At 43.5% G+C, this 20,798-nt stretch carries 12 protein-coding genes and 1 riboswitch; of the genes, 1 reads left to right on the top strand and 11 read right to left on the bottom strand.

The window, feature by feature from the left end:
- Positions 1–194: 194 nt before the first annotated feature.
- From guaA to ACN6MY_RS03950, 8 genes are all read right to left on the bottom strand, one after another.
- Entirely contained in the window at positions 195–1,748 is a 1,554-nt protein-coding gene (gene guaA / locus ACN6MY_RS03985) for a glutamine-hydrolyzing GMP synthase (protein ID WP_419882839.1), read from the bottom strand.
- A 131-nt stretch (positions 1,749–1,879) separates the two neighbouring features.
- Positions 1,880–1,981: riboswitch (purine riboswitch) on the bottom strand.
- Between the two features lie 57 nt (positions 1,982–2,038).
- A complete protein-coding gene (locus ACN6MY_RS03980) occupies positions 2,039–4,216 on the bottom strand; it encodes a transglutaminaseTgpA domain-containing protein (RefSeq protein ID WP_419882838.1) in 2,178 nt (725 codons plus the stop codon).
- On the bottom strand, positions 4,213–5,415 hold the full coding sequence (locus ACN6MY_RS03975; RefSeq protein ID WP_419882837.1) for a DUF58 domain-containing protein: 1,203 nt from the start codon (positions 5,413–5,415) through the stop codon (positions 4,213–4,215). Before ACN6MY_RS03975 ends, ACN6MY_RS03980 begins: the two co-directional genes overlap by 4 nt.
- A 5-nt stretch (positions 5,416–5,420) precedes the next feature.
- Positions 5,421–6,374: an AAA family ATPase gene (locus tag ACN6MY_RS03970; protein WP_419882836.1), complete on the bottom strand. Its 954-nt coding sequence runs from the start codon at positions 6,372–6,374 to the stop codon at positions 5,421–5,423.
- A 161-nt stretch (positions 6,375–6,535) separates the two neighbouring features.
- Positions 6,536–7,459, bottom strand: coding sequence for an LCP family protein (locus tag ACN6MY_RS03965; RefSeq protein ID WP_419882835.1), 924 nt, complete (start codon positions 7,457–7,459; stop codon positions 6,536–6,538).
- A 103-nt stretch (positions 7,460–7,562) separates the two neighbouring features.
- Positions 7,563–8,861: a nucleotide sugar dehydrogenase gene (locus ACN6MY_RS03960; RefSeq protein ID WP_419882834.1), complete on the bottom strand. Its 1,299-nt coding sequence runs from the start codon at positions 8,859–8,861 to the stop codon at positions 7,563–7,565.
- 67 nt (positions 8,862–8,928) lie between these two features.
- Positions 8,929–10,245 (bottom strand): glycosyltransferase, encoded by a 1,317-nt coding sequence (locus tag ACN6MY_RS03955; RefSeq protein WP_419882833.1) that lies wholly within the window; start codon positions 10,243–10,245, stop codon positions 8,929–8,931.
- A 14-nt stretch (positions 10,246–10,259) separates the two neighbouring features.
- On the bottom strand, positions 10,260–11,459 hold the full coding sequence (locus tag ACN6MY_RS03950) for a glycosyltransferase family 4 protein (protein WP_419882832.1): 1,200 nt from the start codon (positions 11,457–11,459) through the stop codon (positions 10,260–10,262).
- A 325-nt stretch (positions 11,460–11,784) separates the two neighbouring features.
- On the opposite strand from ACN6MY_RS03950, the gene wecB reads away from it, so the two are divergent.
- Positions 11,785–12,918: a non-hydrolyzing UDP-N-acetylglucosamine 2-epimerase gene (gene wecB / locus ACN6MY_RS03945; protein ID WP_419882831.1), complete on the top strand. Its 1,134-nt coding sequence runs from the start codon at positions 11,785–11,787 to the stop codon at positions 12,916–12,918.
- 65 nt (positions 12,919–12,983) lie between these two features.
- On the opposite strand, the gene essA is transcribed toward wecB, so the two are convergent.
- The 3 genes from essA to essC are packed head-to-tail and all read right to left on the bottom strand — an operon-like array spanning position 12,984 to position 20,791.
- The gene (gene essA / locus ACN6MY_RS03940; protein WP_419882830.1) at positions 12,984–13,487 is read right to left on the bottom strand and encodes a type VII secretion protein EssA; all 504 of its coding nucleotides are present in this window, start codon (positions 13,485–13,487) and stop codon (positions 12,984–12,986) included.
- Entirely contained in the window at positions 13,477–16,284 is a 2,808-nt protein-coding gene (gene esaA, locus ACN6MY_RS03935) for a type VII secretion protein EsaA (protein ID WP_419884065.1), read from the bottom strand. The genes essA and esaA overlap by 11 nt, the downstream gene beginning before the upstream one ends.
- Before the next feature lie 52 nt (positions 16,285–16,336).
- Positions 16,337–20,791: a type VII secretion protein EssC gene (gene essC / locus ACN6MY_RS03930; protein ID WP_419882829.1), complete on the bottom strand. Its 4,455-nt coding sequence runs from the start codon at positions 20,789–20,791 to the stop codon at positions 16,337–16,339.
- Between the last annotated feature and the right edge of the window lie 7 nt (positions 20,792–20,798).

Below are 20,798 nucleotides of genomic sequence, written 5' to 3'. Positions count from 1 at the left end.
AGGCTTCCCTACAGCAGATTTGCTGATTCTATCATATACTTTTCCGGATGTTATTCAATTAAATAATTCTTTTATTTTTATCGTTTCTATCGCGGTTTCAAGCTAAAAATGGAGCACCCCGTTTATTGGGCGCTCCATTTTTAAAATGATTCTGTATTAATTGTAATGCAGGCAGCTGCTAGTGGAAGCTTATCTTATTCCCACTCAATCGTCGCAGGCGGCTTGCTCGTAATATCATACACAACCCTGTTTACATGCGGAACTTCATTGACAATCCTAGTTGAGATAATTTCAAGAACATCCCACGGTATCCTTGCCCAGTCAGAGGTCATACCGTCAATGGAAGTGACAGCCCTGATGCCAATTGTATAATCATAGGTACGGGCATCCCCCATTACGCCGACACTGCGGATATCAGGGAGCACGGTAAAGTACTGCCAGATTTCCCGTTCAAGTCCAGCCTTTTTAACTTCTTCGCGCAGGATGAAATCTGATTCACGCACGATCTCAAGCTTGTCCTCAGAAATCGCGCCAAGAACACGAATCCCAAGTCCCGGACCTGGGAAAGGCTGGCGCCAGACTACTTCGTCAGATATGCCAAGCTCTGTTCCCAGCGCACGCACCTCATCCTTAAACAGGGTGTTCAGCGGCTCGATCAGTTTAAATTGCATATCCTCAGGCAGACCGCCTACATTATGGTGGGACTTGATGGTTTGAGCTGTTGCCGTCCCGCTTTCGATGATATCCGTATAAAGAGTGCCCTGTGCAAGGAACTCGATTCCTTCAAGCTTGGTTGCTTCATCATCGAATACATAGATGAATTCATTGCCGATGATTTTACGCTTCTTTTCAGGATCTGATACGCCTTCAAGCTTGCTCATGAACCGGTCGCGTGCATCCACTTTGATGACATTCATATGGAACCCTTCGCTGAAGGTCTTCATTACACTTTCTGCTTCGCCTTTACGAAGAAGGCCGTGATCAACAAAAATACATGTTAATTGATCGCCGATTGCCTTGTGGATTAGTACGGCAACGACCGAAGAATCCACCCCGCCGCTCAATGCGCATAAAACCTTTTTGTCTCCAACTGCCTGGCGGATTTTTTCTGTTTCAATTTCAATAAAGTTTTCCATGGACCAATCGCCTTCACAGCCGCAAACTTCGAAAACGAAATTTTTGAGGATTTCATTTCCATGGACAGAATGGCGGACCTCAGGATGAAACTGCACAGCATATAGCTTTCTTGCTTCATCACTCATCGCAGCAATCGGGCAGGAAGCATTGATTCCATCAACCGTAAAGCCTTCTGGAGTTTCCACAACTAAGTCTCCATGGCTCATCCAGACAATTTGTTCCTCAGGAAGACCCTTGTATAAGGCAGACTGATTTTGGAGTTTAAGCACAGCTTTTCCATATTCACGGTTTTTCGCACGTTCTACCTTGCCGCCAAAATGCTTGGTCATCAGCTGCATGCCGTAGCATATTCCTAAGATGGGAAGGCCAAGGTCAAAGATTCTCTCATCACAGCCAAAAGCAGAAGCATCATATACACTGTTCGGGCCTCCTGAGAAAACAATTCCCGACGGATTCATTTCTTTGATTTCCTCAAGCGTAATGGTATGGGGATGCAGCTCGCTGTATACTCCCATTTCACGTATACGGCGTGTAATTAACTGATTGTACTGGCTGCCAAAATCTAATACTACGATCATTTCCTGCTGCTGCAATTCTTTTTTTCCCGGCACAGTCGTCACCTCAATTGATGTATTTCACATTTTAAAAATAAGCCTTTCCTCTTTAAAATGTGCTGAAATAAATAAAAAAAACAGAATTCTGCCTTCGTAAAATTATACAAAGGCAGAATCCTGTCATGATATATCAAAGATTCTGCCTTCATAGTCAAATCATTTACGGTGATTTGGTAGAAACTTTCGAACCATATTATCGAGGATATACGAAGGACACTATTAAATTTTATTACTATAATTTAAATACAATTGTACGAGTTCATTGTAACAAGGGAACAAAAAGCAGGTCAAGAGGCAGTTTTTTTAATTAATTTTTCCCATAATTCTTGATATTCTCCAAAATCCCCGGCATCTCTGTCTCCCCTGTAAGCAAGTTTTTCATATCTTTCTGTCATAATCTTCATAGCATCTGTACCATATACAAAATCAACATACGCGGCATATTCCCGCAATGTCTGTCCAGCCGGCCTCTTCACTCCTGACCGGTCCAGCTGTTTAAGCAGCACATGATACGCATGTGCAAACGTTTCGCCGCCTGCTTTCCTTCTGTATACAAGAATAAGAAGATGCGGCAGCCATTTCCTCCATGTCAGCACAGCCGTAACTAAAACAGCCAAAACAATTGCAGCAGCAGCCCATGCAATTTTGCTATAATTCTTCAGCCAGCTTTCTTTTTGAACAGCAGTCTTTGAAGGGCTGTCCTCCCGCAGGAGATCCTGCTTCGGCGGTGTCTTTTGTGCAGCCTTCGCTTTCGCTTGAGGGGTAACCTCCTGCTTATCATTTTGGGTTTTCAGTACAGCAGAGTCATAAAAGGATGTGCTTTGGGAAAAGCCTTTGGTTGGTTCAAACGGCACCCACCCGCTGCCTGGAATTAACACTTCCACCCACGAATGCGCGTTATCATTTGTAACCTTAAACTGGGATTTACCCTTGTATTGCTCAACAGTTCCTTCTGTGTACCCCTTTGCCCATCTTGCAGGGATTCCAATCGAACGCACCATAACGGTCATGGCTGTTGAAAAGTTATCGCAATATCCCCTCTTTGTTTCAAAAAGGAACTGCTCTACATAATCCTGATTTTCAGCCGGGTACGGGATGTTTTGTTTGTCATACGTAAACTCCGGCCGGTCAAAATAATCTTCAATGGCTTTCACCTTGTCATAAAGAGTTGTTTTATTTTTGGTAATTGAAATGGCTAAATCTCTGATTTTTTCGGGAAAGCTATCAGGAAGCTGCATTTCATCCATATAGTATCCTGCAGGAAAAACAGCTTTCCTCAGTTTTTGAATGTCATAATTACGGGGAATGTATTCCTCATCATACTCGTCCAGATAAAGCTTCTTTCCTTTCTCATTTACAGCCTCTACCCGGTCTTTACTCGTATAATGGCGGTATATAACTCCATCTGGTGCGTTTACTTTTAATACATAGCTGGCTTCCGGCATCAGGACGTGCTCGTGTGTTTCTTTGACGGATATATGCACATGCTGGATTTTTTTCTTATTGACAGGAACAGGTGTATCCAATACCTTATCATTCACAAACATTGTGACGTCTCCAATTTTTTTTTGATCTTCCCATCCCTTGCCTGTATAGAAATATTTATTCTCAACCTTCCAATAATGGCTGCTTTGAGCATCGTTGTAAAAAACAACTGAATCATCCTCCTTGACCGTTCCGCCAAGCCGGGAGTCGTTTTTTCCGTATCCCACTTTATGCGGCCCTCCAGCCCCGTCTGCTCCCGCCTTGTTGGAATGGGAAACAATGAATGGCACGGGATCCGGCCATTGAGGCTTGAATTTCGGAAGCGCAAATCCCATGCATGCGCTTATTGCAACCATGGCCGCAAGCGCGCCTGTCCACCTTTTGACCGACGTCCCGGACAGTCTTAGTTTTTCACGCCCTGTCAGGCGGATAAGCCTGAGCAGCCCGAGCATAACAAAGCCAATGATGATTAAGCGTACAATGCTATTTTTCGCATCATAGGGAGTAAAGGTATCTGCCACAGCCAAAAAGACAATCGTGACAAAGAAAAACAAAAAGATGCTATTTCTTGCCATCACCCAGTAATGAATTAAATAAGTGACCAGCCAAAGCAGAATGAACAGCAGAAATGTCCGGAATGGGTCACTCAACATCTGCCAGTCTGCATGAAAAACAATTGTGATGCTTCTATAAAATTCAGCGATATACCCAAAAACCCAGCTGGGATCAAAAAAAGGAACATTGGAATAAAAATAGTGCAGCGCAGCGGCAATATAAGCAATTAGGATAGTAAACCTCAGAAGAATATGCGTCTTGAAGTAGTGAAGCAAAAGAGAAAGCCCTGCGAAAAGAATGAATATAGAAATATTGTCGGTATTCGTAAGCTCATCGACAGGCCTCAGCCATTCCCATAAAAGCAGGATGCCAAAAGCATATAACAGTAAATGCGTAAAGTTTTCGAGCCGGCTATTATGCCTCATTGTGCAATCACCCCGGATAACCCTTCTTCCAAATGGCTGTGTTCCATAAAGCTTACTTTGATACCTCTTTTAAATGCAGCCTGACGAAGCCTATTTTCATATTCTGTTATAAAAGAATCTTTCTTCAGGCAAAAGACGGCCGCAGCCATGTTCCTTTTATAGGTTTCCAGTAATTCAATGGACGCATCCGTAAGATCAGACGTGATATAAACCAAAACAGCGTTCGGAGGCAGCAGCGCTTTATTCATATCAAAAACCCGGTCTGATGCAGCGGATTGGCCTCCTTCAGCCTTTGCCAGCTGATAGAGGACTTTTTTCCGCTGAATGTCCCCTCCCCTGACAGGCAAAATGATTTCTTCATTCGTTCCAAGAAAACCAATTTGAATGCCTTTTTTAAGGACCGAATGGGCAAAGGAAGCTGTAAATGATACTAATTCTTCAAAGAAATCGGATGTTTCTTCATCCAGGATAATGAATAAATCATGGTTTTTTTGCTCTTCAAATTCTTTTGTCATAATTTTATTCGTCCTCGCGGTGGCTTTCCAGTTAATCCAGGAAAGCTGGTCACCCTGCTGATATTCCCGGATTCCGCTTACTACTGAATTTTCCCTTTGGAGCTTTTTGGTTGTCCCTGCCAGACCCTGGTCAAAAAAGTTTTCAAGCTGCCTGTACGGAAGATCGTAATAGGCTGGCAGCGCAAGAAGCTTCTGGCGGAGTTCGAAGGATTCCTCCTTTTCAAAAAACCCGAAAATATCCCCGGTCCGGACCCGGATTTCCTGAAGATGATACTCTCCCCTGATCATATTTTCAAAAGAGTAATGAAGTGTGATTTCCTTTTTGAAAAGAGGAAAAACAATGGCTTTCGCGCTCTGCCTGCCTGCAGAAAGCTTACGCGGCAGCATCTCCTCTACTACTAAATAACATAAAGGAAAACGGCTCCTGCGGGTAATTCTGATGCTGATCTCTATATTTTCACCGGCTATGCATTCTGTTCTGCTTACGAGCCTTTCCGCCGAGAAATCCTTCATAGGATAAAAAAACAGGATAATCGGGTAAACCGCAAACGGAAAAAACGTATAAAAAAGGAACCAGCTGACAAAGCCTCCCTGAAACATGGCGAAAGCAAAGGATGCCGCAGCAATGAGTATGAGACTCGGTATTTTCATATAAAAACCCAATCTTCGCAGTATTTTTCTCATGGAAGCTACACAAACCTTTTTACTGGCACCGGAACAATTCTGACAATCTCCTTCATGATGCCTTCAGAGCTTTTCCCTTCATATCTCGCCTCCGGTTTTAAGATAATGCGGTGGGCAAATACATTAGGGGCTAGATATTGTACATCATCTGGAAGGACATAATCCCTGCCCTGAAGCAAGGCGTACGCCTGGGAAGCTTTCATCAATGCTATGGAACCCCTCGGGCTTGCCCCAAGATAAACACTATGGTGGCTCCTAGTTTTTGCGGCCATTTCGACGATATATCTTTTGATCGTTTCATCGATATGCACCGCCTTTGCCTCATTCTGCAAATCACGCAGCTCTTCAAGGGTAATGGCTGGCTCAAGATCATCAATCGGCGGTATAAACTGGACACGGTTCAGGACCTCGACTTCATCCTCAGCGCTCGGGTATCCCATCTTGAGCTTTAAAAGAAACCGGTCCAGCTGGGCTTCAGGAAGCGGATATGTACCTTCGTACTCAATCGGGTTTTGAGTAGCCATAACAAAAAATGGCTTTTCAAGTTTTCTTGTCTCTCCGTCTATTGTCACACTTGCTTCTTCCATCGCTTCCAATAGTGCGGATTGCGTTTTAGGAGAAGTTCGGTTGATTTCATCTGCCAAAATAATGTTTCCCATAATGGGGCCGGCCCGAAAAATGAATTCCTGTTCTTTCGGGTTGAATATGGAAACTCCTGTCACATCGGACGGAAGCAGGTCAGGAGTAAATTGGATTCGTTTGAAGCTTGCCGAAATCGAACGGGCAAGGGCCCGGACCATCATCGTTTTCCCCACGCCAGGCACATCCTCCAATAAAACATGGCCGTCAGCAAGCAGGGCAACCAGGCTAAGCTCTGCAATCTCCCTTTTACCGATAATCACTTTCTCAATGCTGCCGAGCACCTTCTCAAGCTTAGAATGTTTTTGTGTATATGTCATACGTTCCCTCCTGTGGAAGCCATAGAAATTAAAATGCTAAACTGTTATCCTATTCGACTCCAAAACACAAAATCCCTTTTTTTACCTTTAATCCCGTTCGCATTTTAATCATTGTGACGAAAAAAATCTTCCTGTTAAGAGGAAGATTTTTTCAAGAGTGCTTAATGCTTCATCTGCAGGTGCCCTCTCAATACCGAAGACACCTCATCCCTTTCTCTAGGGGAGACGATCTGATAATCCAGGCCTTCTATTTTTTGTGTTTCTCCGTGCAATTGAAGTTCTTGTATGGAACGGGCCGCGTCTTTATAGTTTTTCTGAATCTCAAGCATTTCGTTTAATGTCAGGTTTGTTTTTATATTCCCTTTGATGGCATTCATGATTTCGTCATAATGTGTAAGGGTATGAACCTTGGTTCCTTCGCTAACGATTGCTTTGATGACTTTTCTTTGGCGAAGCTGACGCCCAAAATCTCCGCGAGGGTCCTCATGGCGCATTCTTGTATAAATAAGGGCATCATACCCTGTTAAGAAAATGGTTCCTTTGGCAAAATGCACGCCCTTGTACGTAAATTCAAAATCATTACTGACCGTGACCCCGCCTACGGAGTCTACAATATCCTTGAATCCCTGCATATTTACCTGCACATAGTAATCGATTGGAATGTCGAGCAGGTTTTCCACGGAATCTATGGTCATCTGAATGCCTCCAAAAGCATAAGCATGATTAATTTTATCCACCGTATGATGCCCTATGATTTCCGTTCGTGTATCCCTGGGAATACTCAGCATTTTCGTGGTGTTTTTTTCAGGATTTACCGTAACTACTATCAAAGAATCGGATCTCCCTGTATCTCCTTTTCGCTCATCCACTCCGGCTAAAAGAACAGAGAATGGATGCTTTTCATTAACATCCACTTTGCCCTTGCGCTTATCGCTTTGTTTAATGGACTTATGAATGGCTTTCGTTGTGCTGCCCACTTCTGAATATACCTTTACTCCGAGGCATAACGCGGCAGCTGCCATACATGCCGCCAGGAACAAAAAGACTCTTTTCATTCTTAATTTGCTTTTCTTTTTTCTTCTCATATTTTTATTTTTCCTTTACTGTGATGGATGCTGCACTCATAAAGGAAGGAACACTGCAAATACAGTGTTCCTCCGTGGCATATTAACAGAAATCAGAAGGGACTCAGATGGCGCGCGATATTCTTTTCTGCTGATAGGTTTTATATTCGTGCATATTTCCCAAATTCACCACTTGAATCTTTTCAAACTCAGCAGTATTTATACAATTCCGCGTATCAAGGATCACTTTTTGTGCCATGCTTCCCGCAAGCTTGTCATAGTCCATGCCTTTAAACTCGCTATGGTCGGTTAAAATCAGCAGAAGATGCGCATCCTTTACTGCATTTTCTGCCGACACAACCGGCATTTTGCTAGGCTGCACATGCGGATCATGGAAAGAGACTTCTATATTTCCCTCGCTCATCAATTTGTTGACAACTTCTATAGCCGGACTTTCTCTCAGATCATCCACATCCGCTTTATAAGGAAGGCCGAATACCGCAACCTTTGGATATCGAATATCCCCAAGCAGCATTTTTACCCGGTCGACAATATATTCCGGCATAGAGACATTAGTTTCACGCGCAAGCTGAATGATCTTAGCAAGCTCAGGTGATTTGGCAACGATGAAATAAGGATCAACGGCCAGACAATGTCCGCCTACTCCCGGCCCGGGGTGATGAAGATTCACACGCGGATGCTTGTTGGCCATTGAAATAACATCAAGTACATTAATATCAAGGTCGAAGCAAACTTTCGCTAATTCATTCGAAAGAGCAATATTCACATCACGGAACGTATTTTCCATTAATTTGGACATTTCAGCCGTTTTGGCATCTGTACGGATAATTTCGCCCTTCACAAATGTTTCGTAAACCTTGGCCCCCGCTTCTGCACAGGCTTCGGTCATGCCTCCCACAATCCGGTTATTGTAGACAAGCTCATGAAAGATTTGCCCCGGAAGAACACGCTCAGGACAATGAACCAAGAATACATCTTGTCCCACTTTAAGGCCGGCTTTTTCTACAATTGGCTTCACATAGTCATCCATGCTGCGGGGAGCAATCGTGGATTCTATAATAATCACATTTCCTTTTTTAACATATGGCAGCACTCGCTCTGTTGCCTGAAGGACATAGGTCAGATCACATGATTTATGTTCGTCCTTTTTATTAGGAGTCGGGACGGCAATTAAGAATACATCCGCAGCTTCCGGTTCAAGAGAGGCGTGGAACTTGCCGTTTTCCGATACTTCATGAAGAAGCTCATAAAGCCCAGGCTCTTCAATATGAAGATGTCCGTTATTCAGCTTATTTACGATTTCAGGAAAAACATCAACACCTACTACCTCTGCGCCGTGTTTCGCAAACATTACTGATGTAGGCAAACCAATATATCCTAATCCCATTGTACATAATTTCATAATCTGACAGCTCCTGTTCAATTATATTTTAGAAAACTTGTTTTCTCTAAAAATGTTCAGCTTAGGCTCATGCTGTTTCGTAAATTTCGATGAATATCTCTTTTTCCTTCAGCCAATTATAATTGTGCCTTGCTTCCAGACAATTGCTGCTCATATCATCTCTTGCTTCTGGATGCTCCAGGAGATAATTGACTCCCTCTGCAATAGAAGCAGGTTCATGAGAATCTACACAAACTCCGATGTTTTCCTGCTCTACTACTTTTTGAATCTCAGGAAAACTGCAGGCAACGACAGGTACTCCGCTCATCATATATTCAAATAGTTTGTTAGAAGACGCAGAATAGTGATTAAAGCACACATTATTCAGCACCTGAAAGCCTAAGTAGGCGTTTCTTGTGTAGTGAAGCAGTTCATCCACCGGTACCTTTGGGATGAATTTGACTCTGTCTCCAAGATTTTTATCATGGACCATATTTTCCAGAAGCGGCTTGATTCTGCCATCTCCGATAAATACAACAGTGCCGCGTTTTATGAACGGAACTGCTTCGATAATTTTTTCCAGCCCCCTTCCAGTCTGAATGCCTCCCTGATATAAAAGAATGGGTTCTTCCCTAGGCAGACCCAGCATATCGTGAAGGTTTACCGATGAACTTTGCTCCGGCTTCTGCGGGATTGGGTAGTTATGCACCACATTCGGATAGATGCCATATAATTCTTCATTATATTTCGCCCTTGTATGGTTTTCCGCAATCATTTCATCTACAAAGCCCAGCAGAAATTTTTCCATGACGCCATAGACTTTACTGTTATAGCCGGTCCTGCTCGTCTGCACTTCATGCGAATCATAAATCAGCTTTCGCCGCCGAAAAAGTTTTGCACTCAGCACTCCCTGCATCAGGGTATTTAAATCGTTGCTGTGGTAATAATCAAATTTCTGTTTTCTTCCTTCCCGGACCATCTGGGTGAATATATGGGCTCGTACCAGCATGGTTGGAAGCTTGGTTTTTGTCATAATGAATGCTGCAAGTGCCGCAATAAGAATCACGCTTGTGCATAGGGCGGCTTGGAACAGGTTCGTTATGACCCGGAGGCTTGCCAGGATATTCAGAGTGAGCAGAAAGAGAACAAGTAACTCGATCTTTCTTTTTTTCAGCTGGCGGAAGCCCCTAAGCACCTTATTTAATGCTGTGCTTCTGTTATTGACACGAATGACGCGAAACCCGTTTTTATGCTGTTCACGCTTCGGCAGCACCTCATTTTTCCAGTCATGAATGGCTACGAGGCTCACGTCATAGCCTGATTCGGACAATGCCGAGCATGACCGCAGGACCCTTGCATCATTCGTGAAATGGTTCCAAACGAACATACATACCTTTTTAGACATGGTTTTCCTCCAAGTTAAGCTTCTAAAATATTCAGCAAGCCTTGTATATTTTGATTCCACTGAAAATGCTGTTTGGCATATTGATATCCATTCTCCCCATATGCCTTGCGGAGCTGCTTATTTTCCGCAAGTGTGAGGATATGCCGGCAAATTTGTTCAACATTTCTTTCCTCTGCAACAAGCCCGCATTGCGCTTCCCCGATAATTTCCTGTGCCCGCCCTGCCACATCACCCACAATCGGTTTTCCGACGCACATATAATCAATGATTTTGCCGGGAAGCACTTTATGAAACACATCCTTCTCCACAAGACTTACATAAGCGATATGAGAGGAGGATATTTCCTGAAGGGTCACCCTCCGATTTCTGGCATCGATCAGCTTGATATTCCGGAGACCCTTTTTTAATATAGCTTCTTCTATTTCTTTCTTTCTGAATCCATATCCGATGATCGTAAATTCCATAAAGGTATGGCTCTTGAGTTTTTCCGCCACTTCTATCAGCTTGCTGACATCCTGGGCAAGCCCGATGTTTCCGGTGTAAATTACCTTAATTCTCTTTTCAGACAGGGGTGGAAGGGTTTTTCTAATATCAAATTCTTCAGCAGTTAAAGAGTTTGGGATGAATTGTATGTTGTTATCGCCAACTCCCTTTGACAGGATGTATTCACGGAATCCCGGACTGTTGATGATAATTTTGTCGCTGTACTGATAAAGCATCTTCTCAAAATAATAGGCGAGTTTCAAAATTCGCTTATTCGCAAACACACCTACTCCGATAAGCGACTCCGGCCATAAATCTCTTACATCTGTAATGAGGGCAGCCTTCATTTTCTTCTTTGCAATCATTCCAGCCACACTCGGGAAGATGGGAGGTGTGGATACAAACACGTAATCATATTTTTTCTTTAGGGTCATAACCTTCCAAATAAATAGAATCATGGTTTCCATATAATGAAAAAGGCGATTCCACTTGCTGCTGGTGTAGCTTTTGATCTTCCCCGGCTGAAGTCTTACAATATCTTTTTCAATGTCCTTTTCATCCCAAAACTGCTCATCCTGATACAGACTTTGATTCGGATAGCTTGGCTTCATGGTCAAAACGGTCACATCATAGCCATTCTGCTTCAGGTTAAGATAGACATTTTTCAGCCTATTGCCCGCACTGCCTATTTCGGGGTAAAAATTCTGGACAATCATCAGCACACTTTTCATTTGCTCAAATCACCCAATCTCCATTTGGATTAATCATGTTCTTGTTTTTATTATGAAGTCAGAATATTGAGAGCATATGAATGTAAAATAAAGATTTCTTTAGAGTTGTTAACGGATTGTTGGGGTTATTAATGGACAATTAAGTTATCAGGAATCTCGTAAAGTTTTTGTATAGATTGATGAAAAGAGCTAAACCGGCTATCCCGTTCTTATATAATGTATCCATCGCAAGCACCTCCTTGCTGCATGAGGCGGAGTGCGATGGATTCATGAAGTGATATCTTAATGATCATAAAATGCATGTAATGAAAGAGAGGGTTCCACTATGAAAAAGCTAAAAGTTATGACTGTATTCGGCACTCGGCCAGAAGCGATAAAAATGGCTCCTTTAGTTTTAGAATTGCAAAAGCACCAGGAAATCGAAACCATTGTCACAGTTACTGCCCAGCACCGGGACATGCTCGACGGAGTTTTGGAGTTTTTCGGAATTTCTCCGGATTATGATTTAAATATCATGCAAAACCAGCAAACTTTAATGGATATAACAACACGCGGACTAACTAAGCTGAATGGAGTGTTAGAAGAGGCAAAGCCGGATATTGTCCTTGTTCATGGAGACACTTCGACGACCTTCATCGCAAGTCTTGCAGCATTTTATCACAAAATCCCTGTTGGCCATGTGGAGGCAGGACTCCGTACCGGAAATAAGCTTTCTCCTTATCCGGAGGAAATGAATCGCCAGCTCACCGGGATACTGGCTGATTTCCACTTTGCACCGACACAGCTGGCCGCCGATAATCTTCTAGCGGAAAATAAACCGGAGGCAAGCATCCGCATTGTTGGCAATACCGCTATCGATGCACTGAAATACACGGTACAGGAAAATTATAAGCACCCTATCCTTGAAGGACTGGGAGATGACCGGCTCCTTCTTATGACGGCGCACCGCCGCGAAAATATAGGGAAACCGATGGAAAACATATTCCGTGCCGCAAAGCGTCTCGCAGAAGCACATCCGGATGTTCAAGTTGTTTATCCTGTACATAAAAATCCAATCGTGCGCAAGATCGCTGCTGATATTCTCGGTAAATTGGACAGGGTTCATTTAATAGAACCATTAGAAGTCATTGACTTTCACAATTTTGCAGCACGGGCGCATTTGATTATGACAGATTCCGGGGGCATACAAGAGGAAGCCCCATCGCTGGGCGTTCCTGTGCTGGTGCTCCGCGATACCACTGAACGCCCAGAAGGAATTGAAGCAGGAACACTGCTGATGGCAGGGACTGAGGAAAACCAGATTTTCTCGCTTGCCAGCGAATTGCTTCAAAACAGGAAAAAACACGATGCAATGGCTAAAATCTCGAATCCTTATGGAGACGGTTTCGCTTCCCGGAGAATCGCTGAAATTCTGCTGAAGGAACTGAGCCATTCAGAAACTGGTGTCCTGACATTTTAACAGCAAAAAGGGGTGCAGTTTTCACACTGCACCCCTTTTTGCTATCCAGCATTCTGCGCTGTTTACTATTTTTTCACTTTCTTACCTTCTTGCGAACCTGCCATCATTCTTGGAACAAGGATGAAGAACAAAACGATGAGAGAGAGTACCAGGATAATGCCTAGCAGGAGGGTCAGGCTGAAAGCAAAGCTCTGCTCATTGTCCGTCTCCTCATCCTGTTCAGAAGCCGTATCAATTGCTGCTGCATCCTTTTCAAAAAGCTTCAATTGCTTTACTTTTGCTTGTATCGAATTATTATCTTTCTGTTCTTTTTTAAAAAGCTCCGATTTAATTTCACTGACCTGCTCATCAGGTTTCTTCTCAAATGTGAGCGCCTTTTGTTCTTCCGGCAAGGCATGCTTTTTTCTCAAGCTGGAATCTTCCTGAAAATAATCTGTTTTCAAATCGATCTTTTTTTCATGGTACGCATTCGGCTTTACTGCCGGATTTCCCTCTTCAGCAAATCCGTGCAGCGGGAACATGTACAAAATATTAAAAATGATGAAAGATATCGCAAATTTACGCTTCATGTGCCAGTTCTTGTTCTGCCTGCCTTCGATTCATGATATATGGAATGACAGACGCGATAATAACCGCTGCCGCCAATATCAGAGCTGCCGGAAGGAAGGAAGACTGATCTCCATATTGGATGGACAGGTAAACATTCGAAACCGGATGGCTGACCGAGAAATTAGGCATAATCAAATCAAGTGCCGGAGTGACAAAGAAGACAATAAGCGCTGCTGCAAGCAAGGAACCGATGAAAGGCCCGATAAAGAATGCAAGGCGGATAATGCCTGACGCTGCCATTAACAGCAGGATAGTGAAGATTGTCCACTTAAGCGCCTGTACATCATGAAGCGGATAAATTTTCAATCCGTAAATGCTGATGACCAAACCGACAATCAGATTCAGCATAAGAAACAGTGCGATATGAACCAGAACCGGCAGGCTTGAATAATGGTGCAGGAAGAATCCTATTAACAGCCCGCTTATCAATATAATGATGAGCATGAGTACCGGAGGAGCATATGACGCTTTTTGAACCTGCGCTTCACCGCTGACTTTGACCGGATTTGCAAGATAATCATAGACATAGCCATTTTGCTGGTCATCAATCATGGTATTGCCTAGAATATTATACACATCACCTTTGACTTTCTTCGTAGAGCCTACATTGAGTGCCCAGTTATTATTTAATTCATCAGCCTTCTTCTGAACAGAGCCTACCTTTGTCTGAAGCTCATTGGTATAGTCTGTCACCTGATTTTGGCGATCGGCCAGGGAATTCACCAAATCTGTTATTGTGCTGACTTCACTCGCGGTTGTATCCTGGACGGACAGCATAAACTCTCCGTTAAGGCTTCCCACCGGAATAGACTCCGTTTCAAGGGTCTTTGTATTTTGCGTAAGGTTTGCCGAAACCTGATCAGCGCTTTCTATGATTGCACCAAGCTCATTTTGGATTGCAGTCTGCTGATCACTTACATTTTGATCGTATTGGGCAATGAATGAATCCAGGGATTTAGAGAAGCTTCCAAAATCCTTGCCGACTCCTTCTATGCTTGCTGAGTTGTTCTTTACGTCCTCTAATGATTTATTCATTGCTGCCAAATAAGGAGAATCCTTGAAGCCCTCCTGATTTTCCACAATATCCTTCATTAGCGCATCGTCTGAATTTCCGGCTTTTTGCAGGATTGCCTGATAGGCGGAAAGCATATCGCTGTAAGCCATCAAATCTTCCATATTGGTGCTTTTGATATCATTTTGAAAAATTCCAGCGAGCGCATTTTTCCTATCCTCTGACAGCACAGAAGATTCGAGTATATTTTTTTCCTTTGTCCTGATGTTTTTGACGGTTTGTTCTTCTGCATCTGCAGGAACCGGTTCCCCTTCTTCTTCAAGCTGTGCTTTTAGAGAAGCAAGGAGCTCCTTATAATTCACTTCCAGCTTCTTTTGGCCATCAGCCTGCTTCTGTACCTCTCCCTCTACCTTTTCCAAATCGGCTTCAAGATTTTTAATCGTTTCATTAATGGCAGCCCAGTTCTCTGGCTGCTCTTGCGGCTTAACTGCTTCTAGACTTTTCTTTAAAATGGCAATCTGATCCTTTAATCCCGTAAGAGTGATGTCCCCGGGGTTTGCCGGATCTGGAGCAGGGGGCGGGTTTGGAACAGGAACTTGCGGATCAGGTGTTCCTGGTGTGCCCGGCTGACCTGGCGATGCATTTTGTATTTTTTCATGCAATGGCCCAAGGTTTTTCTCCATTTCATCCAATGAAGCATTTACTGATTTTTGTTTATACTGCTTCATGACCGTACTAAGGAAATCATTCAGCTGCCCGCCGCTTGAATTCGCTAAGTCCTCAGATATCTTTTTCAGCTGTTCTGTACTGTCTGAAATCTTCCCTTCAATTTCAGTGACATTCTGATCCATATCCTCACCGTTGTTATCAAAGCTTGGCTTTGGATCCTTTTGCCCATCGCTGATTTTCTGTGTTTCATCATTCAGTGCTGTATTGTACTGGCTCATGCCTGTCTGCAGCAGCTGCTGATTTTCAGCGGATGTTTGCTGAAATAGATTCGCTTGCTGATTCTGATACTCTTGATATAAATTAACATCTTCGATAAAGGATGCGACCTTCGTTTTGGCATCATCAATATTTTTCAGGGTTTGCCCTGTGGACTTGCCCGCTTCTTTTGTAGAAGCGAACACACCCTCAAGCATTTTCTTCTGCTGGTCTATTTCCCCTGCCAGCTTTTTTGAGTTCGGTGTATAAAAATTATACATAGACTGCTGGAAGGCAATCTCCTTTTCTAGTATTTTGCTGAACTTTTTGCGCACATCTTCAACAGACTGGGAAACATAGCTCCAATATAACGTGGATACTTTCGTATTCATTTTATTTTTGGCCATTTCCAGTTCCTTTTGAACCTTTTCCATGTTCTCTGCATTTAAGTCCGATTGTATTTCATAATTGACGCCTGCTTTTACAGGATCTTTTTCATTAAAGGTAAATATGTTTTTAGAAAAGTCGGAAGGCATATAAATGACAGCATCATATGTCTTTTTCTCCAACCCTTCCTCTGCAAGGCTTCTGTTCACGCTCTCCCACTTATACTGTGAATCCTTGTTCAAAACCCCGGATACTTTATCTCCGAAATTCAGGGATTCTTTATTGAATTCTGCTCCTGCATCTTCATTAACGACAGCAATTTGGCGTGATGCCTTTTCAGTATTCTTCATTGGATTTTCTCCCACATAGGAAAAGAATAAAACCGGAAGAATCAAAATCACCAATATTTTCCCGACTAGGATCAGTGGCTTCATTTTTCCAGACACTCTATGCACCTGCTTTCCTGTAAACTATCAATAATCATCTTCAATTTATATGGGGAATCTGTATTTTATTTTCCTTGCCATTCATGACAAAGTAGCCATAGCCTGGCTGAATTTCTTCTTCTTTCCTTGAATATGCCAGGGTGAAGAGACTTTGATCGGATTTTTTCATTAACAAGACGCATTGGCGGATTTGCTTCAGCTCGCTCGTAAGTGCATCATATCCTTTTGTAAAGTCTGCGGCATTCCCTGAAACGATGAGCTTAAATCCAAGATGGCTGTATTGCTTGATTAGGAGTGCCATCTTATCCTGGATTTTACTGTCGATGGTTTGCTGAAACCTTGTGATACTGTCGATAACAAACAGCACTGGTTCGAATGACAGGCTGCCGATTGTTCTTTGCTCAATCGCCTGGATATACTCCCGCTCTCTTTCTTCAAAGGCTTCAAGAATTTGGTCCAGCCAATCAGAAATGGCGTCTTTGGTTTCTAAATAATACACATTCTCCCTGCCTGCATACGGGGCAAGCCCTCTGTCTGCAGCATCAAAGATTGCAACACTGGAAACCTCTTGTGTTAAAAGTGACTCGACGATCAGCTTCAGCACATTTGTTTTTCCTTTCCGGGACTGTCCGGCAATCAGCAGATGAGGATTGGACATTAAATCCACATAAACCGGTGTGACACTTTCTTCCGCAAGTCCTATAGGAATCAGCCCTGCCTTATTGGCTGGTGAATAGAAGGATTTGAAGCTTCCGATATCCAGCCTCGAAGGAAGCATAGGAATTCCTTTTGGTTTCGTATAATTTTCATATTTCTTATTCAGCCTGGCAATATTCCGTTTAACACCATCCAGGACCTCCAGATCATCACTGCCTTCTGCGGGCAGATAAACCTGCATAAGATGGACATTGTCCTTCTTGACAAGTGCTCTTCCAGGAATCGGCTCATTATTAAATGGCGTTCTGCCAAGGATGGAATACTGCTCCGAGCTATCCATTAAATAATGGACAATTTTTGTTTTTAAATTATTCATAAGAGGCTGCCTGATGGCACTGATCCTGGTTGCCGTCAGAATCATAAATATCCCGAGTGACTGGCCATCACGCGCAAACTGGGTAAACTGCATCTCAAGATCCGGCAGTTCATCCTTCACGAGATCAAAATTATCCAAGACCACATAAATGACCGGCAGTTTTTCCTCTACCTGGGAGTTATATAAAGTAATGCTGCTGAACTCCTTCTCGGTAAACAGCTGCTTTCGCTTTTCCATCTCTGCCTTTATGAACATCATGAATTTCTCGATTTTGCGCTCCTGGTCAACCCGGAAATAATCACCGGTTTGCGGAAGCTGCCGAAGCGGCAGGAGCGCCCCGTTACCGAAGTCAAAAATATAATATTGAAGCATTTCCGGCGTCTGTTTTTCTGCAAACCCCGTTAACAGAGTAAGTACAGTGTTTGATTTACCGTAACCCGAGGAACCAAAAATCCCAATATTCCCATCCTCGATCCAATTGTAGGCATAGGGTGCCTGGCTCTGCTTTTCAGGCTCATCCATCAGCCCGATTGGGAAGAGCCGCTCATTATCACTGTTTTCAGGCTTGAAAATTCTTTCCTCAAGAGGAGGCAGCCAAGGACTTGAAAGCTTTTCGATTTTCAATTCCTGCTGAACGGCCAGGATTTCTTTTACAACAGCCTCGATTTCCGTCTTCTTCTCCTGGCCCCCTCCTAATGATTTAGCAGGGACATTGGAGATTGGAATCAGTCCAAGATCGGTCACGATGCTCACTTCATCTTCTGCACCATAGGTGTCCTCTAGATACGGCGCCCCGCTCCATGCTGACTGAAATAGCTCGTATACTTCGTTATTGCCGACCTGGAGATATCCCCGGCCTGTTACCGTGATATTGGCCGCATCGGCATTTTTTAAAATTTCCTTACTGTCGCCCGCGTCCTGGACCTTTAGGGAAATCTTAAAGCGTGCATTGCTCCATATCTGGTTATCAATGATTCCGCCAGGTTTTTGTGTAGCTAGAATCAGGTGGACCCCAAGACTGCGCCCAATCCTGGCCGCACTGACAAGCTCCCTGATAAAATCCGGCTCCTCATTTTTAAGCTCAGCGAACTCATCTGAGATTAAAAACAGGTGCGGGAGCGGCTCGCTTGCTATTCCTTCTTTGTACAAATCTGTGTAATCATTAATGTGATTCACTTCATAGCGGTCAAAGAGGCGCTGCCTTTTCTTCAATTCACTGTTGATAGAAGCAAGTGCACGCGCGCTGAAGTTTTTGCTTCCCTCAATATTCGTAATCGTGCCAAGCAAATGCGGAATGTTTTTAAACGGCTGTGCCATCCCGCCGCCTTTATAATCAATCAATAAAAAGGCCACTTCGTGCGGGTGATAATGAACAGACAAAGCCAGAATATATGTCTGAAGCAATTCACTTTTCCCGGAACCTGTTGTTCCAGCAAGCAATCCGTGCGGTCCATGCGCTTTTTCATGAAGATTCAGCTCTACAACATCTTTTCGTCCCTTTAGGCCGATTGGAACAGCAAGCGACTGTGAGGATTGATTGACTTGCCAGTTTTCTCCGATTTGCAGATCCTTCACTTCTTTGGCATTATGAAGCTCCAGGAAGGAAACCATCTCCGGAATGGAGTTGTTCATCCCCTTTTGATGATTAAGGGAACGAAGCAGCCTCGCATAATCTTCATTTCCCTCTTTTTTATGAATATCCAGGACAAACGGGGTATGAACGGCTTTTCCCTGGCCAATCAGGATTTCACCTTCCCGTTCATTAATGTATCTGACAAGCGTATGGATGTTTTCTGACAGGCTTTCTTTTGCATCGGTGGCAAATATGGCAGAAATGCCCACTTGGACATCTTTTCCCTCCAGATATTCCATGATTACATGCTCAGCCACAAGATTGCGGTCTGTAACAATAAAAACAAAATGCGGGAAGAAACGCTTCTTTTCTTTTTCTTCATCCAGGTCGCGCTCCCGGAGCATTTGGTACAGAGAAGACAGCAGCTGGTCCCTGCTTTGTTCGTTATAAACAAATCCCTTGGCATAGGAGTGCGGCAGCTGAAAGTGCGGAAGCCATTTCATCCACTCCCATTCCTTATAATCTTCTTCATTAAAAATGGCTACAAATCTCACATCATGATAGCTATGGAAAAAGGCAAGCTGGCCGATCAATTGCTGCAATTCATTTTTAACAATCGAACTCTTTCCGACAAGCCCCATGGACCCATGTGAAAGATCAATGGCTAAGGGCACATTTCTTATGTATTTATAGGTGCTGACAAGCTCTTGTGCCTCTTCAAGCAAATCATCCATATCCCTGTTGGACATATCATTGGAACCCACTGTTACTGCGTAGCTGGAAAGAATAGTTGCCTTCCCGATCCGAAAATGCAGAAAATCCCCGCTGTCTGCAGTTCTTTCCCAGATACGGGCGCTGATGTTGCCAGTCATATATTTCATTCTCTCAAAGGAAGGAAAGTGGTACTGCAAGACATCTTCCTGTTTCTTTGACAGCACATGCAGCTCCTCGCGTTTTTGCTCCAAGTAGCGTGTGTATACCCTAAGACGCCTCGCTTCTCTTTTCTTGCGGCTTTTCCTGTCTTTAATATATTGAACCGTTGAAGTAAAGATTGTCGTTGTAAACATCACTATCGAGATTAAAATAAAGATCCCTCTCGGCTGAATATAGGCAACAACCCCCATTACAATCATCATTAAAAGAGGCGGCAGTATCATCAGCCATAATCCTCTTTGATGATCATCTGCCTCCTGGGCAGGAAACGTGATGGCCACTTTATCATCCGGCAGGTCATACACCATTCTTGGTGTCCGCCTGTATTGTGGGTAATTTTTCTGCATCTCGGAAACTGGCGGAAGCGTCCTCGTCAGCTCTGTCTGGAAGGAAGCAGCCCCTTTTACCTTCAGCAGGTCACTTTCAAGAAGCGAGAATTCCAGAAACGGGGAAAAAACCACATCACCTATTTCAAGGGTTCTTACTTCTTCTGCTTTATGGCCGTTCACATACACAGAACCTGTTTGAGCAGGCAGCATCCATTGTCCGTTCAGCCTGACCATTTCAAACCCATGATCTTCACGGATATTTGATGCTTCTTTTTTAATGTCTGCCCAGCTATTGGAGGAAACCGTCAATTCATCAAGATTACCAATATAGTAGACCTGCTCATCTTCATGAAATGCGGAATAGCAGATGGTCATCGTTTCACCAGATACTTCAAAGGAGAAGGCGCCGCCATGGTTCACCTCTCCAATCTGCCTTGAATTTTGGATAACACGGTAACCGCTGCTGTTTTCCTGTCTTTGAAGCTCTATTGAACCCTCTTTAAAGGAAAAAGAGCGGACCGTGCATGTATTCCTTTTTTCATTCCCTATGGTCAGGGTGCCAGGATGATTTCCTTCAATTGAAAAATGCTGATAGGCATCACTATAAAAAATCCATAACTGCTCCATTAAAAAT

This window comes from Peribacillus sp. B-H-3, from assembly GCF_048572925.1.
GTDB lineage: Bacteria > Bacillota > Bacilli > Bacillales > DSM-1321 > Peribacillus.
Note: the sequence above shows the minus strand (reverse complement) of the source record. Positions and strands in the feature narration are given on the sequence as shown.